The organism is Spirillospora sp. NPDC047279, assembly GCF_040643285.1.
Classification (GTDB): domain Bacteria; phylum Actinomycetota; class Actinomycetes; order Streptosporangiales; family Streptosporangiaceae; genus Spirillospora.
In genome coordinates, this window is sequence record NZ_JBEYUA010000005.1 from 504615 (window position 1) to 522857 (window position 18243).

16 protein-coding genes are annotated in these 18243 nt (G+C 73.8%); 10 read left to right on the forward strand and 6 right to left on the reverse strand.

The window, feature by feature from the left end; all coding sequences use genetic code 11:
* Positions 1–46: 46 nt before the first annotated feature.
* Positions 47–838, forward strand: coding sequence for an ABC transporter ATP-binding protein (locus tag ABZ810_RS15820; protein ID WP_358403657.1), 792 nt, complete (start codon positions 47–49; stop codon positions 836–838).
* A 239-nt stretch (positions 839–1077) separates the two neighbouring features.
* Here ABZ810_RS15820 and ABZ810_RS15825 read toward each other — a convergent pair whose 3' ends face one another.
* A complete protein-coding gene (locus ABZ810_RS15825; RefSeq protein WP_358403512.1) occupies positions 1078–2388 on the reverse strand; it encodes a lysine N(6)-hydroxylase/L-ornithine N(5)-oxygenase family protein in 1311 nt (436 codons plus the stop codon).
* Positions 2389–2490: 102 nt separating this feature from the next.
* Here ABZ810_RS15825 and ABZ810_RS15830 point away from each other — a divergent pair, with 102 nt between their 5' ends.
* From ABZ810_RS15830 to ABZ810_RS15840, 3 genes are all read left to right on the forward strand, one after another.
* Positions 2491–3438: a methionyl-tRNA formyltransferase gene (locus tag ABZ810_RS15830; protein WP_358403514.1), complete on the forward strand. Its 948-nt coding sequence runs from the start codon at positions 2491–2493 to the stop codon at positions 3436–3438.
* A gap of 1 nt (position 3439) precedes the next feature.
* On the forward strand, positions 3440–4693 hold the full coding sequence (locus ABZ810_RS15835; RefSeq protein ID WP_358403516.1) for an ArgE/DapE family deacylase: 1254 nt from the start codon (positions 3440–3442) through the stop codon (positions 4691–4693).
* Positions 4694–4773: 80 nt separating this feature from the next.
* Positions 4774–5691 (forward strand): LLM class F420-dependent oxidoreductase, encoded by a 918-nt coding sequence (locus ABZ810_RS15840; protein WP_358403518.1) that lies wholly within the window; start codon positions 4774–4776, stop codon positions 5689–5691.
* 3 nt (positions 5692–5694) lie between these two features.
* Here the strand turns inward: ABZ810_RS15840 and ABZ810_RS15845 are convergent, their stop codons facing one another.
* Positions 5695–6075, reverse strand: coding sequence for a VOC family protein (locus tag ABZ810_RS15845; protein WP_358403519.1), 381 nt, complete (start codon positions 6073–6075; stop codon positions 5695–5697).
* Positions 6072–6899, reverse strand: a complete 828-nt coding sequence (locus tag ABZ810_RS15850; protein ID WP_358403521.1) for a TetR/AcrR family transcriptional regulator — start codon at positions 6897–6899, stop codon at positions 6072–6074. The genes ABZ810_RS15845 and ABZ810_RS15850 overlap by 4 nt, the downstream gene beginning before the upstream one ends.
* Before the next feature lie 294 nt (positions 6900–7193).
* Here ABZ810_RS15850 and ABZ810_RS15855 point away from each other — a divergent pair, with 294 nt between their 5' ends.
* The 4 genes from ABZ810_RS15855 (at position 7194) to ABZ810_RS15870 (ending at position 10777) form a co-directional block, all read left to right on the forward strand.
* Positions 7194–8150: an ABC transporter substrate-binding protein gene (locus tag ABZ810_RS15855; RefSeq protein WP_358403523.1), complete on the forward strand. Its 957-nt coding sequence runs from the start codon at positions 7194–7196 to the stop codon at positions 8148–8150.
* A gap of 59 nt (positions 8151–8209) precedes the next feature.
* Positions 8210–9184, forward strand: a complete 975-nt coding sequence (locus ABZ810_RS15860) for an iron ABC transporter permease (RefSeq protein WP_358403658.1) — start codon at positions 8210–8212, stop codon at positions 9182–9184.
* Between the two features lie 73 nt (positions 9185–9257).
* Complete coding sequence (locus ABZ810_RS15865; protein ID WP_358403525.1) at positions 9258–10028, forward strand: ABC transporter ATP-binding protein; 771 nt, start codon at positions 9258–9260, stop codon at positions 10026–10028.
* Positions 10025–10777 carry an adenosylcobinamide amidohydrolase gene (locus ABZ810_RS15870; RefSeq protein WP_358403527.1) on the forward strand — a complete coding sequence of 251 codons (753 nt, stop codon included), beginning with the start codon at positions 10025–10027 and terminating at the stop codon, positions 10775–10777. Before ABZ810_RS15865 ends, ABZ810_RS15870 begins: the two co-directional genes overlap by 4 nt.
* Before the next feature lie 201 nt (positions 10778–10978).
* On the opposite strand, the gene ABZ810_RS15875 is transcribed toward ABZ810_RS15870, so the two are convergent.
* Together ABZ810_RS15875 and ABZ810_RS15880 are read right to left on the reverse strand one after the other, a co-directional pair.
* Positions 10979–12109, reverse strand: coding sequence for a chromosome segregation ATPase (locus ABZ810_RS15875; RefSeq protein WP_358403529.1), 1131 nt, complete (start codon positions 12107–12109; stop codon positions 10979–10981).
* A gap of 74 nt (positions 12110–12183) precedes the next feature.
* On the reverse strand, positions 12184–13980 hold the full coding sequence (locus ABZ810_RS15880; RefSeq protein ID WP_358403531.1) for an AMP-binding protein: 1797 nt from the start codon (positions 13978–13980) through the stop codon (positions 12184–12186).
* 197 nt (positions 13981–14177) lie between these two features.
* On the opposite strand from ABZ810_RS15880, the gene ABZ810_RS15885 reads away from it, so the two are divergent.
* Together ABZ810_RS15885 and ABZ810_RS15890 are read left to right on the forward strand one after the other, a co-directional pair.
* Complete coding sequence (locus ABZ810_RS15885; protein WP_358403533.1) at positions 14178–16199, forward strand: VWA domain-containing protein; 2022 nt, start codon at positions 14178–14180, stop codon at positions 16197–16199.
* 5 nt (positions 16200–16204) lie between these two features.
* A complete protein-coding gene (locus tag ABZ810_RS15890; RefSeq protein ID WP_358403535.1) occupies positions 16205–17602 on the forward strand; it encodes an extracellular solute-binding protein in 1398 nt (465 codons plus the stop codon).
* 44 nt (positions 17603–17646) lie between these two features.
* Here ABZ810_RS15890 and ABZ810_RS15895 read toward each other — a convergent pair whose 3' ends face one another.
* A complete protein-coding gene (locus ABZ810_RS15895) occupies positions 17647–18231 on the reverse strand; it encodes a TetR/AcrR family transcriptional regulator (protein ID WP_358403536.1) in 585 nt (194 codons plus the stop codon).
* Positions 18232–18243 lie beyond the last annotated feature (12 nt).

An 18243-nucleotide genomic window follows, 5' to 3' on the forward strand; every position in this document is an offset into this window, starting at 1 on the left:
CGCCGCCAAGGCCGCCCCCGAGCACGACGACGCGCCGGGGCCCGACCTGCGGGCGAGCGGGCTGCGGCTGGCCTACGACGACCGCGTCGTCGTCGACGGCCTGGACCTGGTGGTGCCGCCCGGCCAGATCAGCGTCATCATCGGCGCGAACGCGTGCGGCAAGTCGACGCTGCTGCGCGCGCTCGCCCGCCTGCTGAACCCGCGCGCCGGCACCGTGCACCTGGACGGCAGGTCCATCCACTCCACGCCGACGCGGCAGGTCGCCCAGCGGCTCGGCATCCTGCCGCAGTCGCCGGTCGCGCCCGAGGGGCTGACCGTCACCGACCTGGTCGGCCAGGGCCGGTCCCCGCACCAGAACTGGTGGCGGCAGTGGTCGTCGGGCGACGAGGACGCCGTCACCGAGGCGCTGAAGGCGACCGGGATGCTGGAGCACGCCGACCGGCCGATCGACGAGCTGTCGGGCGGGCAGCGCCAGCGCGCCTGGATCGCGATGGCGGTCGCGCAGGGCACCCCGATCCTGCTGCTGGACGAGCCGACCACGTTCCTCGACCTCGCCCACCAGATCGACGTGCTCGACCTGGTCGTCGACCTCAACCGGCGCGAGGGCCGCACCATCGTGATGGTCCTGCACGACCTCAACCAGGCGTGCCGGTACGCCGACCACGTCATCGTCATGAAGGCCGGCGCGATCGTCGCCGAGGGCCGCCCCGCCGACGTGATCGACGCCGAGCTGGTCGAGGACGTCTTCGGCATGCGCTGCCAGGTCACCCCGGACCCGGTGAGCGGGACGCCGCTGGTCATCCCGATCGGCCGCCACCATCACGTCCCCGAGGCCTGAGCCCGAGGGCCGAGGCCTGAGCCCGAGGGCCGAGGCCTGAGCCCGAGGGCCGAGATCCGACGGCCGAGGTCTGAGATTCGGAGCCTGAGATCCGGTCCGCCGCGGCGCGCCCCGGACGTACCGCGGCGGGCCGCCGGTGTGGGGTCGTTTCGCACCGGCGGCCCGCCGCGAGCCGGAAGGGCGACCTCGGACGGGGCCTCAGCCGGAGGGGGCCTCAGGAGGCCCGTCCGGGAGGGGCCTCAGCGGGACATCGCGTAGGCATCCTCGCGGAGGCGGCTCGCGAGCGACTCGACGATCTCTCCGACCCGGACGGCCGTGTTGGACAGGAGCGTCGAGGTGATGCCGTGCGTGTGCTCGGTCGCGCCCTGCACGTAGATGCCGCAGCGCACGTCCCCGGTGGTCGCGACGCGGTAGTCGCGCTCGACCCGCAGGCCGCCCGCGGGCAGCCGGTGGCAGAACCTGCCCGCCTCGCCGAGCAGCGTGAGCGGGTCGCCCGGACGGTAGCCGGTGGCGTAGACGAGGAGGTCGGCCTCCAGGACGGTGCGCTCGCCCGTCGGCAGGAAGTGCACGGTGGCGCGCACGCCGTCGCCGGTCCTGACGACGTCCTCCAGGCGCGAGGCGTTCATGATGCGCAGCCGCTCCACGCCGCGCACCTTCTCCTGGTAGTGCCGCCGGTAGAGCTCGTCGATGAGGTCGAGGTCGACGACCGAGTAGTTGGTGGACGCGTGGTAGTCGCGCAGCATGCCCTTCACCTGCTCGCCGGCCGCGTAGAAGTGGTCCACCGCGACCGGGTCGAAGATGCGGTTGGCGAACGAGCTGTCGTCGGCGGGCGTGTAGCCGTACTTGGCGAAGACCGCGCAGACCTCGGTGGCGGGAAAGGAGCCGTGCAGGTGGTCGGTCACCTCGGCGGCGCTCTGCCCGGCGCCGACGACGATGACGCGACGGGGGTCGCGCAGCGACGGCAGGCGGTCGAGCAGCTCCTCGCTGTGCCAGATCCGCTCCCCGCTGACCACGCCCGCCGGGAGCACCGGCTCGAGCCCGGCGGCGACGACCAGGTTGCGCGTGCGGCGGGTGGTGAGCTCGTCCGCACAGGCTCCCTCCCGGACCAGCACGTCGAACGCCTCGACCACGCCGTCGACGGTCACCGGCGTGACCGCCACCACCTCCGCGCCGTACTCCACCTCGTCGGTGAACGACGTCGCGGCCCATTCGAGGTAGTCGTGGAACTCCATCCGCGAGGGGAACATCGTCTTGTGGTTGATGAAGTCGACAAGCCTGCCCTTGGCCTGAAGGTATTTCAGGAAGCTGTAGTCGCTGCCCGGATTGCGCATGGTGACCAGATCTTTGAGGAACGAGACCTGCATCGTGGTGCCCTCGATCAGCATGCCCCTGTGCCAGCCGAACGCCGCCTGCTTCTCCAGGAAGACCGCGTCGATCGGGTCTCCGCCGCTCTGCTCGTTGTACTCGCGCAGCGCGATGGCCAGGGCGAGGTTCGAGGGACCGAAGCCGATGCCGACCAGATCGTGGACATGCTTCGCCGCGAGGGACATGGGGGGCCTTTCCGGGTGGCGGACACGCTCATACGATTAGGTTAGGCTCACCTAAACTAAGGTGAGCCTAACCTGTCGTCTTCCCCCTCACAAGGAGGCACCATGCGGGTCGTGATGTTCGGCTACCAGACCTGGGGACACCGCACCCTGCAGGCACTTCTGGAGTCCGAGCACGAGGTCGTCCTCGTCGTGACGCACCCCAAGAGCGACCACGCGTACGAGAAGATCTGGAGCGACTCGGTCGCCGATCTGGCCGCCGAGCACGGCGTTCCCGTACTGCTGCGCAACCGGCCCGACGACGAGGAACTGATGGTGGCACTCAAGGAGGCCGAGCCCGACCTCATCGTCGCCAACAACTGGCGCACCTGGATCCCGCCGGAGATCTTCAACCTGCCCAAGCGCGGCACGCTCAACGTGCACGACTCGCTGCTGCCCGCCTACGCCGGCTTCTCCCCCATCATCTGGGCGCTCATCGCGGGCGAGTCCGAGGTCGGCGTCACCGCGCACATGATGGACGAGGACCTGGACGCCGGCGACATCGTCGTGCAGCGCGCCGTCCCGGTCGGGCCGGCCGACACCGCGACCGACCTCTTCCACGCGACCGTCGACCTGATCACCCCGATCGTGCACGAGTCGCTCGCGCTCATCGCGTCCGGGGAGACGAACTTCACCCCGCAGGACCGGTCGAAGGCCAGCTTCTTCCACAAGCGCTCCCTCCGCGACAGCGCCATCGACTGGACGTGGCCCGCCGAGGACCTCGAACGTTTCGTGCGCGCGCAGTCCGACCCGTACCCCAACGCGTTCACCTACTACAAGGGCGAGCGCGTCCGCGTGCTGAAGGCGTCGGTGTCGCAGGGCGTCTACGGCGGCACGCCGGGCCGCGTCTTCATCCCCGAGGGCGACGGCGTGGTCATCGTCGCGGGCGCGGAGGCCCGGCGCGGGCGCGGCCACGGCCTGGTCATCGAACGGGTCCGCACCGAGGACGGCACCGACCTGCCCGCCCGCGAGCTGTTCCGCAAGATGGGCGGCTACCTGACGGACCGGCCCTGACGTGACCTCCTCCCCGCACGCCTCCGCGCACGCCGAGACCGTCGCGCTGCTGTCCGAACTCGTCGCGATCCCGAGCGTCGGCGGCTCGCCCGCCGAGTTCGAGATCCAGGACCGGCTGGCGGCCTGGCTGCGCGCCGAGGGCCTGGAGGTCGACCACTGGGAGATCCCGGTGGACGAGGTCACCGCCGAGCCCGGCTTCCCCGGCATGGAGGTGCCGCGCGCCCGGGCCGCGGGACTGGTCGCACGGCTGCCGGGCAGCGGCGGCGGCCGCTCGCTGATGTTCAACGGGCACGTGGACGTGGTCCCGCCCGGCGACCTCGCGGCGTGGAGCGACGACCCGTTCAGCGGCAGGGTCGACGGCGACCTGCTGTACGGGCGCGGCGCCTGCGACATGAAGGGCGGGCTGGTGTCCGCGCTCATGGCCGTGCGCGCGCTGCGCCGCGACGGCGTCCGGCTGCGCGGCGACCTGCTGGTGGCCTGCGTGGCGGGCGAGGAGGACGGCGGCCTCGGCTCGTACGCGCTGCTGCGCCGGGGCTGGCGCGCCGACGCGTGCGTGGTCCCCGAGCCGACCGGGCTGGAGGTGGTGCCCGCCAACGCGGGCGCGCTGACGTTCCGGCTGCGCGTGACCGGCCAGGCCGCGCACGCCGCGTTCCGCGACTCGGGGGTGAGCGCGGTGGAGAAGTTCTGGCCGGTGTTCGCCGCGCTGCGCGCGCTGGAGGCCGAGCGCAACACCGGCGTCGACGCGCTGATGCGGCGCTGGACGATCCCGTACGCGATCGAGATCGGCAGCGTGCGCGCGGGCGACTGGTCGTCGTCGGTGCCCGGCGAGCTGGTCGCCGAGGGACGCATCGGCGTCGCGCTCGACGAGGACACCCGCGTCACCCGCCGGGCCCTGGAAAGGGCCGTCGCGGACGCGTGCGCCGCCGACCCCTGGCTGTCGCGCCACCCGGCCCGGGTCGAGTGGTGGGGCGGCCGGTTCGCGGCGGGCCGGCTGCCCGCCGCGGACGGCGGCCTGCTCGCCGCGCTGACCGACGCGCACGTGGCGGTGGCGGGCGCGAAGCCCGGCGTGTGGGGCGCCCCGTACGGCAGCGACCTGCGCCTGCTCACCGGGATCGGCGGCATCCCCACCGTGCAGTACGGGCCGGGCGACATCTCCCTCATGCACGCGCCCGACGAGTGCGTGTCGATCCGGGAGGTCGAGACAGCGTCGCGCACCCTGGCGCGCCTGGCCGCCGCCCACTGCGAGACCTCCTGACCGGGCCCGCCGGGCCTGGCCCGCCGCCCGGCTGATAAAAAGGGACCGATAAGTCTTTTCGTGCAACCCAGGAGGTCCTCGTGCGCATCGGCGTGTCGTTGAGCGAACGTGGCGGTCCGGACTCGCTGGTCAAGCTGACCGACGACGTCCGGCGTGCCGCCGACGACGGGTTCTCCTCGGCCTGGTTGTCGAACATCTTCGGCGTGGACGCCCTCACCGCGCTCGCGGTGGCGGGGGCGCAGGCGTCCGGGATCGAGCTCGGCACCGCCGTGGTGCCGACCTACCCGCGCCACCCCGCGACGCTGGCGCAGCAGGCGCGCACCACCGCGCTCGCGGCCGGCCCCGGGCGGCTGACGCTCGGCATCGGCCTGTCCCACCAGATCGTCATCGAGGACATGTTCGGCTACGACTTCGGCCGGCCGCTGCGGCACATGGACGAGTACCTCTCGGTGCTGCTGCCGCTGCTGGACGCGCAGCCGGTGTCGTTCAGCGGCGAGACGGTGAAGGCCCAGATCGGGCTGTCGGTGCCGAACGAGGGCCGGGTGCCGGTGCTGCTCGCCGCGCTCGGGCCGAAGATGCTCAGGCTCGCCGCCGAGCGCACCGACGGCACCGTGCTCTGGATGACCGGCCCGGCGACCGTCCGCGACCACATCGCGCCGACGATCACCGCGGCGGCCGAGGCCGCCGGGCGTCCCGCGCCCCGGATCGTGTGCATCCTGCCGGTCGGCGTGACCGGCGACGTCGCGGCGGCCCGGGAGCGGGCGGCCCAGGCGTTCCAGGTGTACGGGACGTTGCCGTCCTACCGCGCGATGATGGACCGCGAGGGCGCGGAGGGCCCCGCCGACCTGGCGATCCTCGGCGACGAGGACACGGTGGCCGGCAAGCTGGAGGAGCTGGCCAAGGCCGGGGTCACCGACTTCGTGGCGGGCGAGTTCCTGGGCCGCGACGAGCGCGAGCGCACCCGCGCCTTCCTCAGGACGCTCGCCGCCTCGGCCTGACCGTCACTCGGTGGAGATGACCTCGTAGAGGTTGCCGGTCGCGTCGGCGAAGTAGAGGCCCCGGTCACCGAGCGGGTGGCCGGTGTCGACGCGGCCGTTGTCCGGGCTCGCCGGGTGGTCGCCGTACGGGGTGTTCCGCTCGTCCAGCCGGGCCAGGACCGCGTCGAACGTGGCCGGGTCGACGTCGAACGCCAGGTGGTGGCCGCGCGCGTCCGGAACGGTCATGAAGTCGAGCGTGAGGCCCGCGTTCACCTTGACCGGGACGAAGTGGGCGGCGTGCGGATGCGGGCCGGTGCACTCCAGCCCCATCACGCCGGCGAAGAAGCGCGCCGCCGCCTCGTTGTCGGCGGCCGGGACGATGGTGTGGTTGAGGCTGATCGTCATGCCCGTTCTCCTTCGGTCAGGGCTCCGTTCAGGAAGACGTCGAGGGTCTCGTCGAGCGAGGGGGCGGGCCGCACGGGCGGCCGGGCGCGGCCGAACACCAGGCCCATGAACATCGCCGCGAGCTGCTCGGGCGGCAGCCGCAGCGCAGCACGTTCTGGCTCGAAGAGGCAGGCGAGCGCCTCGACCGTGTCCCGCATGGCCGCGTCGCGGTCGAGCGCGGCGCCCCCGCGCCCGTCCGGGTGCTCGTCCGGGTGCTCGCCGCCCCCGGGGCGGCCGCGGTCGCGGCGGCCCGTCGCGTGCAGGGCACCGATCACCATGCCCATGCGGGTGAGATAGGCCTCCATCGCCTCCGCCGCCTCGCCCAGGCGGCCGGCCAGCGGCTGGTCGAGATCGATGCCGGCCAGCTCGGCGAGCACGTGGTCGGCGCGCGTCGCCTCGGCGACGCAGGCGTCCAGCACCGCGTCCTTGTCCGCGAACACGCGGAAGATCGTCGCCTCGCCGATGCCCGCCGCGCGCGCGATCTGACCGGTGGTCACGGCGGCGCCGTGCTCGGCGACGAGCGGCAGCGCGGTCCGGACGATCATCTCGCGGCGCTGCTCCGGGGTCATCCCGGGCGCCCGCCGCCGGGCCGCCTTCGCGCCCCCGCCGCCGAGCCCGCCCCCGGCTCCGTCCTCGGCTCCGTTCTCGCCCCTGCCTTCCACGCCGTCCTCCACGCCGTCCTCCACGCCGTCCTCCACGCCGTCGGGCACGCCGTCGGGCACGCCGTCGGGCACGCCGTCGGGCACGCCGCCTTCCGGCCTGCGCTCCAATCCGTCCTGCACCATGCCCACCACGGTACGGAGTGAGCACTCACTCCGTCAAGGTCTAAGTGAGCGCTCACTCCGTCACCGCGGCGGGGACCCGTCCCGGCTGGTGCTAACGTTGCAGATCACGCGCGTCATGGAGCGAAGTCCGGTGTGACCCCGGCGCTGTCCCGCAACTGTGATGCCCCGCGGACCCCCCGGTCCGCCGAGTGGCCGAGCCAGGTCGCCTCCGCACGCGCCGACGTTCATCGACCTCGCGGAAGGCCGGTCCGTCCCCTCACCGGGTCACGGCTTTCCGCCAGCATGGAGGCCTCTGTGAGACCCCTTCGTTCCCTGGGCGGCCTGCGCTCCCTGGGCGCAGCCGTCACGATCGGCGTGATGGCGCTGTCGGCCGCCGCGTGCGGCGGCGGCTCGACCGGTTCCGGAGGCGGCGAGACCTCCGGCTCCCCGGTCACCGTCCAGGCCGCCAACGGCGCGGTCACGATCCCGGCCACGCCCGAACGGATCGTGTCCCTCTCCCCCACCCACACCGAGACCCTGTTCGCGATCGGCGCGGGCAAGCAGGTGGTCGCGGCCGACGAGTACTCCACCTACCCGGCCGAGGCGCCCAAGACCAAGCTGTCGGGGTTCAAGCCCAACGCCGAGGCGATCATCGGCTACAAGCCCGACCTGGTGGTGCTGTCCGACGACATGGACGGCATCGTCAAGGCGCTGGAGAAGGTCAAGATCCCGGTCCTGCTGGAGCCCGCCGCGACCAAGCTGGACGAGGCGTACGACGAGATCGCCGACCTGGGCAAGGCCACCGGCCGCGAGGCCGAGGCGGCCAGGCTCACCGCCGACATGAAGAAGCGGATCCAGGACACGGTCACCACCGCCAAGGTGCCCGCCGGCAAGAAGCTGACCTACTACCACGAGCTCGACAACCAGCTGCACACCGTGACGTCCTCGACGTTCATCGGCCAGGTGTACGGCCTGTTCGGCCTGGAGAACATCGCCGACAAGGCGGAGAAGGCGGCCGGCGGCTACCCGCAGCTGTCCCCCGAGTTCCTGCTCAAGAGCGACCCCACGCTGATCTTCCTCGCCGACACCAGGTGCTGCGGGCAGAACGAGGCCACGGTCGCCAAGCGGGCCGGCTGGCAGGGCCTCGCCGCGGTGAAGGACAAGGGCGTGATCCCGCTGGACGACGACATCGCCTCCCGCTGGGGCCCGCGCCTGCCCGAGTTCGTCCAGACGATCGGGACCGCGGTGCAGAAGGCGTCCACCGGCGCGTGACCCCCGCTCGGCTGCGGCCCCTCCAGCTCATCGTCGCCGTCGCGGTGCTCGCGGCGACGATGCTGGCCGCCCTGCTGGTGGGGGCGGCCGAGCTTCCGGCCGGCGGCGTCGTCAAGGCGCTGCTCGACCGGCTGCCGTTCGTCGAGCTCGACTCCGGGCTCAGCCCGGTCGAGCTCAACGTGCTGTTCGAGCTGCGCCTGCCGCGCGTCCTGCTGGGCGCGGCGGTGGGCGGGCTGCTCGCCCTGGCCGGGGCGGGCTACCAGGGCGTGTTCCGCAACCCGCTCGCCGACCCGTACCTGCTCGGCGCCGCCGCGGGCGCCGGCGTCGGCGCGACCCTGGTGATCGTGGTGATGCCGGGCGACCCGGCGCTCGCGGTGCCGCTGGCCGCGTTCACCGGCGCGATCCTCGGGGTGTTCCTCGCGTACGGGCTCGGCAGCATGGCGGGCCGCGGGAACGGGCCGGGCGCGGCCACGCTGGTGCTCGCCGGGGTGGCGGTGTCCAACTTCCTCGCCGCCGTGCAGACGTTCCTCCAGCAGGCCAACGCGCAGGAGCTGCAGCGCATCTTCTCCTGGATCCTGGGCGGGCTCAGCCTGGCCGACTGGCCGACCCTCGGCATGATCCTCCCCTACGCGGTCGTCTCGACGGTGGTCCTGCTCCTGCACGGGCGGCTGCTGGACGTGCTGAGCGTCGGCGAGGAGGAGGCCGCGGCGCTCGGGGTGTCGGCGGCCCGGGTCCGGCTGACGGTGCTCGCCGCCGCGTCGCTGGCCACGGCCTGCGCGGTGGCGGTCAGCGGCCTGATCGGCTTCGTCGGCATCGTGGTGCCGCACATCGTGCGGCGGGTCGCGGGCGGGTCGTACCGGGTCGTGCTGCCGCTCTCCCTGCTCGTCGGCGCCGCCTTCCTGGAGCTGGTCGACCTCGTCGCCCGTACCGTGGTGGCGCCCGGCGAGCTGCCGCTGGGCGTGGTGACGGCGTTCATCGGGGCGCCGTTCTTCGTGGTGATCCTGCGCGCGACCCGCAGGCAGGTGGCGACGTGAGCGGGCGAAGCGAGTCCGTGTTCGCCGTCGTCGCCGGGGGGTGCGGGGGGCCGTCCCCGCACGAGGTGGCGGCATGACGATCGCGGTGCGGGACCTGGACGTGGCTCTGGACGGCCGCCCGGTGCTGAAGGGCGTGTCGCTGGAGGTGCCCGGCGGTTCGTGGACGGCCGTCATCGGGCCGAACGGCGCGGGCAAGTCGACGTTGCTGCGCGCGATCCTCGGGCTGCGCCACGGCGACGGCGAGGTGACGGTGGCGGGCACCGACCTGCGCACGCTCAAGCCCAGGCAGCGGGCGCGGCTGGTCGCCTACGCGCCGCAGAGCCCCAACCTGCCCGCCGGGATGACGGTCTTCGACTACACGCTGCTCGGCCGTTCCCCCTACATCCCGCACCTGGGCCGGGAGAGCGCGCGCGACCGCGCGGTCGCGGCCGACGTGCTCGACCGGCTCGCCCTGACCGGGCTGGCGTCCCGGTCGCTCGACCACCTGTCCGGCGGCGAGCGCCAGCGGGTCGTGCTCGCCCGCGCGCTCGCTCAGCAGACGTCGGTGCTGCTGCTGGACGAGCCGACGACCGCGCTCGACATCGGCCACCAGCAGCAGGTGATGGAGCTGATCGACCGGCTCCGGCTCGCCGACGAGCTGACCGTCGTGACGACGATCCACGACCTGACGCTCGCCGGGCAGTACGCCGACCGGCTGGTGTTGTTGTCGGGCGGCACGGTGGCGGCGGAGGGGCCGCCCGCCGGCGTCCTCACCAGGGCCGCCATCGCCGAGCACTTCGACGCGCGGGTCCAGGTCTCCCCCGGCCCCGACGGCCGTCCGATCCTCTCCCTGGAGCGCCCGTGAACGTGGAACTCGTCCGGCGTGACGGCGGCCTGGCCGCGACGATCTGGCGGGCGGGCGAGGGCCGGCGCATGATCTCGTCGGCGCTGGTCGGCGGCGGCATCGGCCCGGCCGGATGGGTCCTGAACGCGCAGGTGCCCGGCGACTACTCGCGGACGGACCCGGCCGCGCACCTGCTGGAGATCGCCGCGTCGTACGGCCTGGCCGGTCCCGGGGTCGGGATGCTCACGGCCGCCGCGGTGGACCGCACGGTCGAACGCGCCGACGAGGGGGTCGTGGTCACCGCGACCACCGGGCTGCGCGTGCCCACCTGGGCCGCCGCACCGGCAGGGGCCGCCGACCCCGAACTCGCCGCCGTCGCCTTCGGCACCCCCGCGCCGGGCCCGTCCACGCCGGGCTCGTGCGCACCGGGCTCGTCCGCACCGGGCTCGTGCACACCGGGCGCCTCCACGCCGGGGACGGTCAACATCGTCGTCGCGGTCCCGGTGGCGCTCACGGACGCGGCCCTCGTCAACGCCGTGATGACCGCGACGGAGGCCAAGACCCAGGCGCTCCTCGAAGCGGGCTACCCGTGCACCGGCACCGCTTCCGACGCCGTCTGCGTCGCGGCGCTGGAACGTCCCGGCCCCGCCGGGGCAGCCGAACCGTTCGCCGGGCCGCGGTCGGTGTGGGGTGCGCGGATCGCGCGGGCGGTGCACTCCGCCGTGCACGCGGGAGCGCTGGACTACACCGCCTGGCTCCGTCGCAGATGAAGCACGGGCACGGATAGAACTCCGCACAGATGGATGCACCGGCCGCCGCCCCGGTGCGGCGGCCGGTGCTGGGCCAAAGCTTGGAGAGAACGCGTCACCTCCTCCCGGTGTGCCGGTGTGCCGATCGGTGGTCGGTCAGGACGAGTCGCTCAGTGCGGGTCGGTGCAGGTTGATCAGTGCGAGGCGGTCGGCACGAGGCGGTCAGCCCGTGCGGGGCAGCCGGAGCCCGTTGATGCCGTTGACCCCGTTGATCCCGTGGACCGGAGTGACCCCGTTGAGGTCGCTGAGGGAGTGGAGCCCGGTCGGCGGCTCCGGCTCGACCGGCCGGCGCCCCGGCTGCCCGTGCTGAGCACCACGGCCGGACAGACGGGTGAGCGTGTCGATGTGCTTGCGCGCCCGTTCCGCCTCGGCCCGCGCCGCATCCCGTTCACCCGTCAGTGCCTCGACCGTGGCACGCAACTCCTCCACCGCCTGGGCCAGCTGCCAGTTGTGCTGTTCCACCTCGTGCACCCGCGCCTGGATCTGGTCGCGGTCCGCGACGGCCTGGCCGCGCTTGGCCTCGGCGTCGCGCACCGCCGAACGCAGGTCCTCGGCGGCACGCCGCGCCGCGGCCGCCTCGATGCGCTGTCCCTGCGTCTCGGTCTCCGTCTCCGACAGACGCGAGTGCAGGGTGACCAGTTCGGCCCGCGCCGCCTCGAGCGCCGCGAGCAACTCTCCCTCGCGCTCGGTGACATGGTCGCGCTCGCTCTCCGCGGCGAGCCGGGCGGCATTGGCCTGTTCCGCCGCGGCCTTGGCCTCGTGGCGCTCCTGGTTCGCGGCGTCCCGTTCGGCCACCGCCTGTTCGGCCTCCGAGCGCGCCACCGTGGCGGCGCTCTCGGCGTTCTCCGCGCGGGCACGGGCCACGGTGGCCTCCCGCCAGGCGGACTCCGCCTGGCGTTGCGAGGCGTCGCGTTCCTCCTGCGCCGCCGCGATGTGGGTGGCCGACTCCGCGCGGGCCGCCGCCACCTGCCGTTCGACGCCGGCCACGGACAGCTCGGACGCCAGCGCGCCCGCGAGCTGGTCGGCCGCACCCTCCAGCCGTTCGACGATCTCCCAGGCCCAGGCGACCTGACCGGTCAGCCCGGGGGTCTCCCGGCCTCGTGCGCGGCGTTTCCGAGCCTCCACCGCGCACGCCTCGTCGTTGTCCGCGCAGTAACGCACCGTCCGCGCGCCGCGCACGGGCTGCGGGACGGGACGTCCGCAACTCGCGCACGGCCACACCGCCACCGCACCTTCGGTCTCAGGGCCGACCACCGCACCGCCGTCGAAAGGCGCCACCTTCTGGTCCGTCATGCCGGGTAATACGCAGCGGCCCGGCGAAGCGTTCGAACGATGCCCGAATAACTCGGATCTCTTTCGTCCCACGCCTACTCGCTGGTGGCGGCCGCGCGTTCTTGCTGGTCACGGACGTAGGCGTCGCGGACGCGGCTCCGGCTCAGCTTGCCGGACGGCGTCCGCGGCAGCGAGGCGCGGAACTCGATGCGGCGCGGATGCTTCAGGCGGGCCAGCCGGGGGCCGCAGTGCGCCAGCAGGTCGTCCGCCAGGCCGGGGGCCGGGTCCGCGGCGCGCGGTTCGACGAGGGCGAGGACGCTCTGCCCCCAATCCTCGTCCGGAACGCCGATGACGGCGACGTCGGCGACCTCCGGGTGCTGGAGGAGGACCGACTCGATCTCGGCCGGGTAGATGTTCACGCCGCCGGAGATGATCAGGTCGGTGCGGCGGTCGCTCATGTAGAGCCAGCCGTCCTCGTCCAGGTGGCCGATGTCGCCCGGCGTGTAGAAGGCGCCGCGCATGGCCGACGCGGTCTTGGCGGGGTCGCGGTGGTACGCGAAGCCGGCGTGGCCGGTGGCGTAGATCATGCCCGGGGCGCCCGCCGGCAGCTCGTCGCCGTCCTCGTCGAGGATCCGGATCTCGACGCCCTCGACGGCGCGGCCGACCGTGCCGGGCCGTTCCAGCCACTCCTCCGGCCGCGCGACCACGACCGCGCCGCACTCGGTCGAGCCGTAGTACTCGTAGAGCACCGGCCCCCACCAGTCCATCATCCGGCGTTTGGTCTCGACCGGGATCGGCGCGGCGCTGTGGTACACCTGCCGCAGCGACGACACGTCGTACCGCTCCCGCACCTCGGCGGGGAGCGACAACATCCGGTGGAACATGGTCGGCACCATGAACGTGTTGGTGACGCGATGCCGGTCGATCAGCCCGAGCGTCTCCTCCGGCTCGAAGTGCGGGCTGACCACGATGGCGTGGCCGAGGTTGAGGGCCATCAGGGCGTGCACGCACGGCGCCGAGTGGTAGAGCGGGCCGACCGCCAGGTGCACCTCGTCACCGGGTTCGAGGCCGAGGTGGCTGCCGAGGCCCGACGACATGATCCGGAAGAGGGTCTCCGGGGTGATGTCGAGGATCGGCCGCCGGACGCCCTTCGGCCGTCCCGTGGTGCCGGAGGTGTAGAGCATCAGCGAGCCCATCCGGCGTTCGGCGGGCGGCTCCGGCCGTCCCGCGGCGCACACGTCCGCCAGCAGCCGGAACCTCCCGGCGCCATCGGCGGACCCGGCAGGGCCGGCGGGATCGGCTGAGTCTGCTGAGTCTGCTGAGTCTGCTGAGTCTGCTGAGTGGGCCAGGTCGGCCGGGTCGACGGGCTCGGTGGAGATGAGCGCGATCCCGGTGCCGCCGTCCGCCACCGCACCGTCCGCCACTGGGCCCGCTGCGGCGCCTGCCACCGCGCCCGCCGCCGGCCCTGCCGCTGCGCCTGCTACTGAGCCTGCTGCTGCGCCTGCTGCTGCGCCTGCCACTGAGCCTGCCGCTGCGCCTGCTACTGCGCCTGCCACCATGGGGGCGTACTCGGGCTCGGTCACCACGGCCTTGGCGCCGCTGTCGGCCAGGATGTAGCGGATCTCCGGCGCGGTCAGGTGCCGGCTGACCGGCACCAGATAGATGCCGGCCTGCATCGCGGCGAGCAGGACCGTCAGGAACTCCGGCCGGTTGCCGAGCACCGTGGCGACCGTGTCGCCGGGCGCCACGCCGAGCCCGCGCAGCCCGTGGGTCAGCCGGTTGACCTCCTCGTGGAGCTCGCCGTACGTGACGTGCCCGCCGGACGTGAGGACCGCCGGCCGGCCGGGACGCGCCGCCGCGATCTCGTAGAAGCTTCCGCCCTCCACACCCATGACACCCTCCACACCCGTACGGCGGCCCCCATCCGGGTCTCCTCGAAGCCCAGGCCGCTCCTGTCCTTATATGACCTACGCCACAAAGCGGAAGTCAAGATCCGGCCGACTCCGGCCCGCGCGAAGGCCCTGACGCAGCGCGACCACCGCTCTAGAATCGGAACGATCCGGGGGGCAGGGACGGCGACGAGGACTGCATGGTCGAACCGGGCGACACCCAGCGACGGGAAGCGCCACCTCCTCCCCCGAGGAGAACGACCTTCGTCCGTTCGTTCACGGTCGAGCTGACCACCTCGCTGATCGTCTCCGCGCTGGTCGCCTCCTCTCCCCTGCTGCTGGTGTTGTCGCGGAACGTCGGCGTGGCGCTGGTCGCCTGGGTCGGCTTCGCGCTGGTGCTGCTGGCGGTCGGGGTGACCGTGCTCTACCGGCATCCGGAGATCCTCCGCAGGTTGCTGCACCTGCTGCCCGGCGATCTGGCCCGCTGGTCGTGGACCGTTCTGGTCTGGGCCGCCGCGGGCGCGGCGGCCGCCGGGCTCGTGCTGGGCGCGGTCGCGGCGGTGCGGGGATCCCTGAGCTCCGGGCGGGGCTGCGCGAGCCCGCTGGAGATCCGGGCGATGACCACCCCCGAGGCTCTGACGCCGCTGCGGGCCGCGGCCGCCGCGTTCACCGCCGGCACCAGGGCCGACGGCTGCACCGCGTACTCGGTCACGGTCACCGCCGAGCCGGGCGCGACGCCGGTGCGGAACGGGTTCGCGCGTGACTGGCGGCTCGACCAGACCGGGGCCGGCGCGCAGTTGCTCGGGCCGCAGCCGGACGTCTGGGTCGCGTCCTCCCAGGCCGAGTACGCCTACGCCGCCGACCGCGCCGACCTGGGCGCCGCCGGGCCGCCGCCGACGCTGGCCACGCGGCCGCCGCCGGTCGGCGGGTCGCCGATGGTGCTCGCGCTGTTCGGCGAGGACGACGGCGTGGTCTACCGGGAGGCGAGCCGACCCGGCCGGGAGACCACCGCCGAGCTGCTCGAACGGTTCAAGGCGGCGGGGCTGAAGGCCGTCGCGCGGCCGATCCCGGAGAGCTCGGCGGCGGCGCTGGCCGTCACGCCGGTCCTGCACACCGCCGTCACCAACACCGGCCTCGCCGACTCGGGCAAGGCCGCCGAACGGTTCGTCAGCCCGCCCGACCTGCTCGCGCCGGACGCGGTGGCGCTGCTGTGCGAGTTCCGCGAACGGGCGTCCAGCGGGCAGGCGGGCCCGCCGCGCGGGTACGCGGTCGCCGTGCCGGAGCACGTGCTCAACGACTACAACGCCGGCCGCGCCCTCGGCGACCGGTGCGACGCGGTCGACGCGGCCAGACCCCCGTACGATCGCTGGAAGCTGCGCCCCTACTACGCGCGGGACCTGCCGGCCCTGGACTACCGCTTCGTCCAGGTGCGATGGCCCGGCCAGGACGACCGGGAGCGCGCCGGCGCCGTCGCGCGGTTCCGCGGCTGGCTCGCCGACCGGCCGCTGACCTCCCAGGGCCTGCGCGACGCCGGCGGCGGGCTGCGCCCGGCCCCGCCGGACGGCACCGTGCCCGCGGTGATGAAGGGCCCGGCGGTGCCCGGTGTCCAGGACTCGCTCGACAAGATCAGTTCCGTCCGGGACAAGGCGCTGGTGTCGGTGCTCGTCGACACGTCCGGATCGATGGGCTCGCCGACGACGACGCGGGTCAACCGGTCCCGGCTGACGCACGCCGTCTCCGTGCTGCGGAGCATGGTCGCGCAGCTCAAGGGCGACGACGTCCTCGGGCTCCAGTCGTTCGCCAAGGTCACCGCGGGCGGGCAGACGGCGGTGACCACGCACGTGCGCGGCGGCCTGGTCGCCTCGCACCGGGGCGGCCTGGTCAACGACCGGCTGCTCGGCCTCGTCGCCGCCCGCCCCGACCTGCCACTGGCCGACGCGATCACCGCCGCCGACCTGCGGTTCGGCGTCCGGAACATCGTCGTCGTGACCGACGGGCAGTCCGCCCGGACCAACCCCGGCCTGGACAGGGCGCTCGACCGGCTCGAGGACTTCCGGGAGCGGCACCGCGACGTCACGGTCACGTTCCTGCTGACCGGCCCGTCACGGTGCGACGGCACGCCCGTCGAGCAGGCGCGCGCCGCCGTCGGCGGCCGGTGCGTCGAACTGAACGGCGACCCGGACGAGGCACAGGCCGCGCGCCTGCTCTCGGAGATGCGGTGACCGCGATGGGCACCAGGTTCCTCGACCGGACGCGAGACCACCGGCTCGCCGCGCTCCTCTGCGCCGCCGCCGGGGCGGCGGCCGTGACCCTGGCGGCGGTCGTGCCCGGCCTCACCTCCTCCCACGACGGGCTGCCCGGCACGTGCGGCGACGAGATCACCGTCGCGGGCGGCACCGACGTGAGCCTCGGCAACCAGCGGCGGGCCCTCGTCGAGAGCTGGAACGCCGGCGCCCGCGGGGGACGGCCGAGGGCCCGGCTGGTCGAGGTGTCACCGTCCGCCGACCTGCAGTACAGCCAGCTCAAGGCGGCTCAGGAGTCCGGCACCTGCGCCTACGACGTGCTGATCATGGACGCGCAGTGGACGGCGGAGTTCGCCCACGACGGCCACATCCAGGCGCTCGACGACATCGACCGGCGCCCGCTCGACGACCGGCGCGACTTCTTCCCCGCCGGGCTGGCGATGGGCGCCTACCAGGGACGCCAGTACGCCGTGCCGTTCAACCTCGACGTCGGGCTGCTCTACCACCGCGACAAGGCCGAGCTTCCCGCCCTTCCTCAGGACTGGCCGGGCGAGGACCACATCGCCCAGCTCGGCGACTACGAGGGGCTCACCGTCAACGCGCTGGAGTACGTGTGGAACCACGGCGGCGCCGGGCTCCTCACCGAAACGCACCGGCCGTCCCGCGCGGAGCTCGCCGGCCGGGTGCACCCCGCGCTCACGGCGGTGGCACGGCGGATGAGGCCGGGCAGGCCGCTGTGGACGTCGTTCGCCCGGGGTTTCAAGGAGCAGGAGAGCATCGACGCGTTCACCGACGGCGGCGACGACGCGCTCCTGCGGCACTGGCCCTACGCCTACCGGCACTTCGCCAACGACCCGCGGCTGCGCGACGACGGGCGGTTGCGGTTCGGCGTCGCGGCGGCGCCCGGGGCGACCGTCCTCGGCGGGCAGAGCCTGGCGGTGTCGGCGCGCTCCCGGCACGCGGGGGACGCCCTCGCCCTGATCGGCTACCTGACCGGCACCGAGAGCCAGCGGCAGATCTTCTCCTGCGGCGGCTTCGCGCCCGCCCGGTTCTCGGCGTTCGGGATGCCGCCGGGCGTGCTGCGGGCGGACGCCGTCGGCACCGTCGCCACCTGCTCGGACCGCGCGCGGCAGGCGTCGGACCGCGACAACGCGGGCGGCGAGCCGGACAGCGTGACCCAGGACCGGCTCACCGAGCTGGCCGAGGCCGTCGTGACGGCGCTGACCCGGGCCCGGCCGCGCCCGGTCAGCGAGCACTACGCCACGTTCACCACGACGTTCCGCGGCTGCGCCCGCAAGATCCTGAGCGGCGCCGACGTCCCGCCGGAGGCCTTCGCCAGCGCCGTGTCCGACTCCCTGGACGGCAAGACCGCCCAGTGCTGAGCGCCTGCCCCCGTGCGACGGGCGGCGGCTGAAGGGCGGCCGGGTCAGGCGGTGGTGAGGGCCGATCTGGCCATGGTGTGCAGGAGGCCGGCCATGGCGTCGCGGTCGAGGGCGGCGGCGCTGTACGGGGTGGAGTTGAGCAGGCCGAAGCAGGCGTGCACGGCGGCGCGGGTACGGTCCTCGGGCAGGCCGGGGCGCAGGCGGCGCAGGACGCCGACCCATTCCTCGACGTAGGCGCGCTGAAGGCGGCGGATCTCGTGGCGCTGCGCCTCGGGGACGTTGTCGAGCTCGCGCTCGTGCACGGTGATCAGCGCGGGGTTGTCGAGCGCGAACGCGATGTGCCAGCCCAGCAGGGCGTCGAGCGCGCGGCCCGGCTCGGGCTCGGCGGACAGGCGCACGCCCTCGGCGTGCAGCCGCCTGCTGATGTCCAGCAACATCTCGGCGAGCACCGCCTCCTTGCCGGTGAAGTGCCGGTAGAGGGCCGGGCCCGTGAGCCCGACGGCACGGCCGACATCGCCGATGGACGCGCCGTGGTAGCCGCGCCGGGCGAACAGCTCGGCCGCGGCGGCGAGGATCTCCGCCCTGCGGGTCGGCACGGCGGGTGTGATCCTCCCTGCTGGAGAGGTCATGATGGAAGTCTA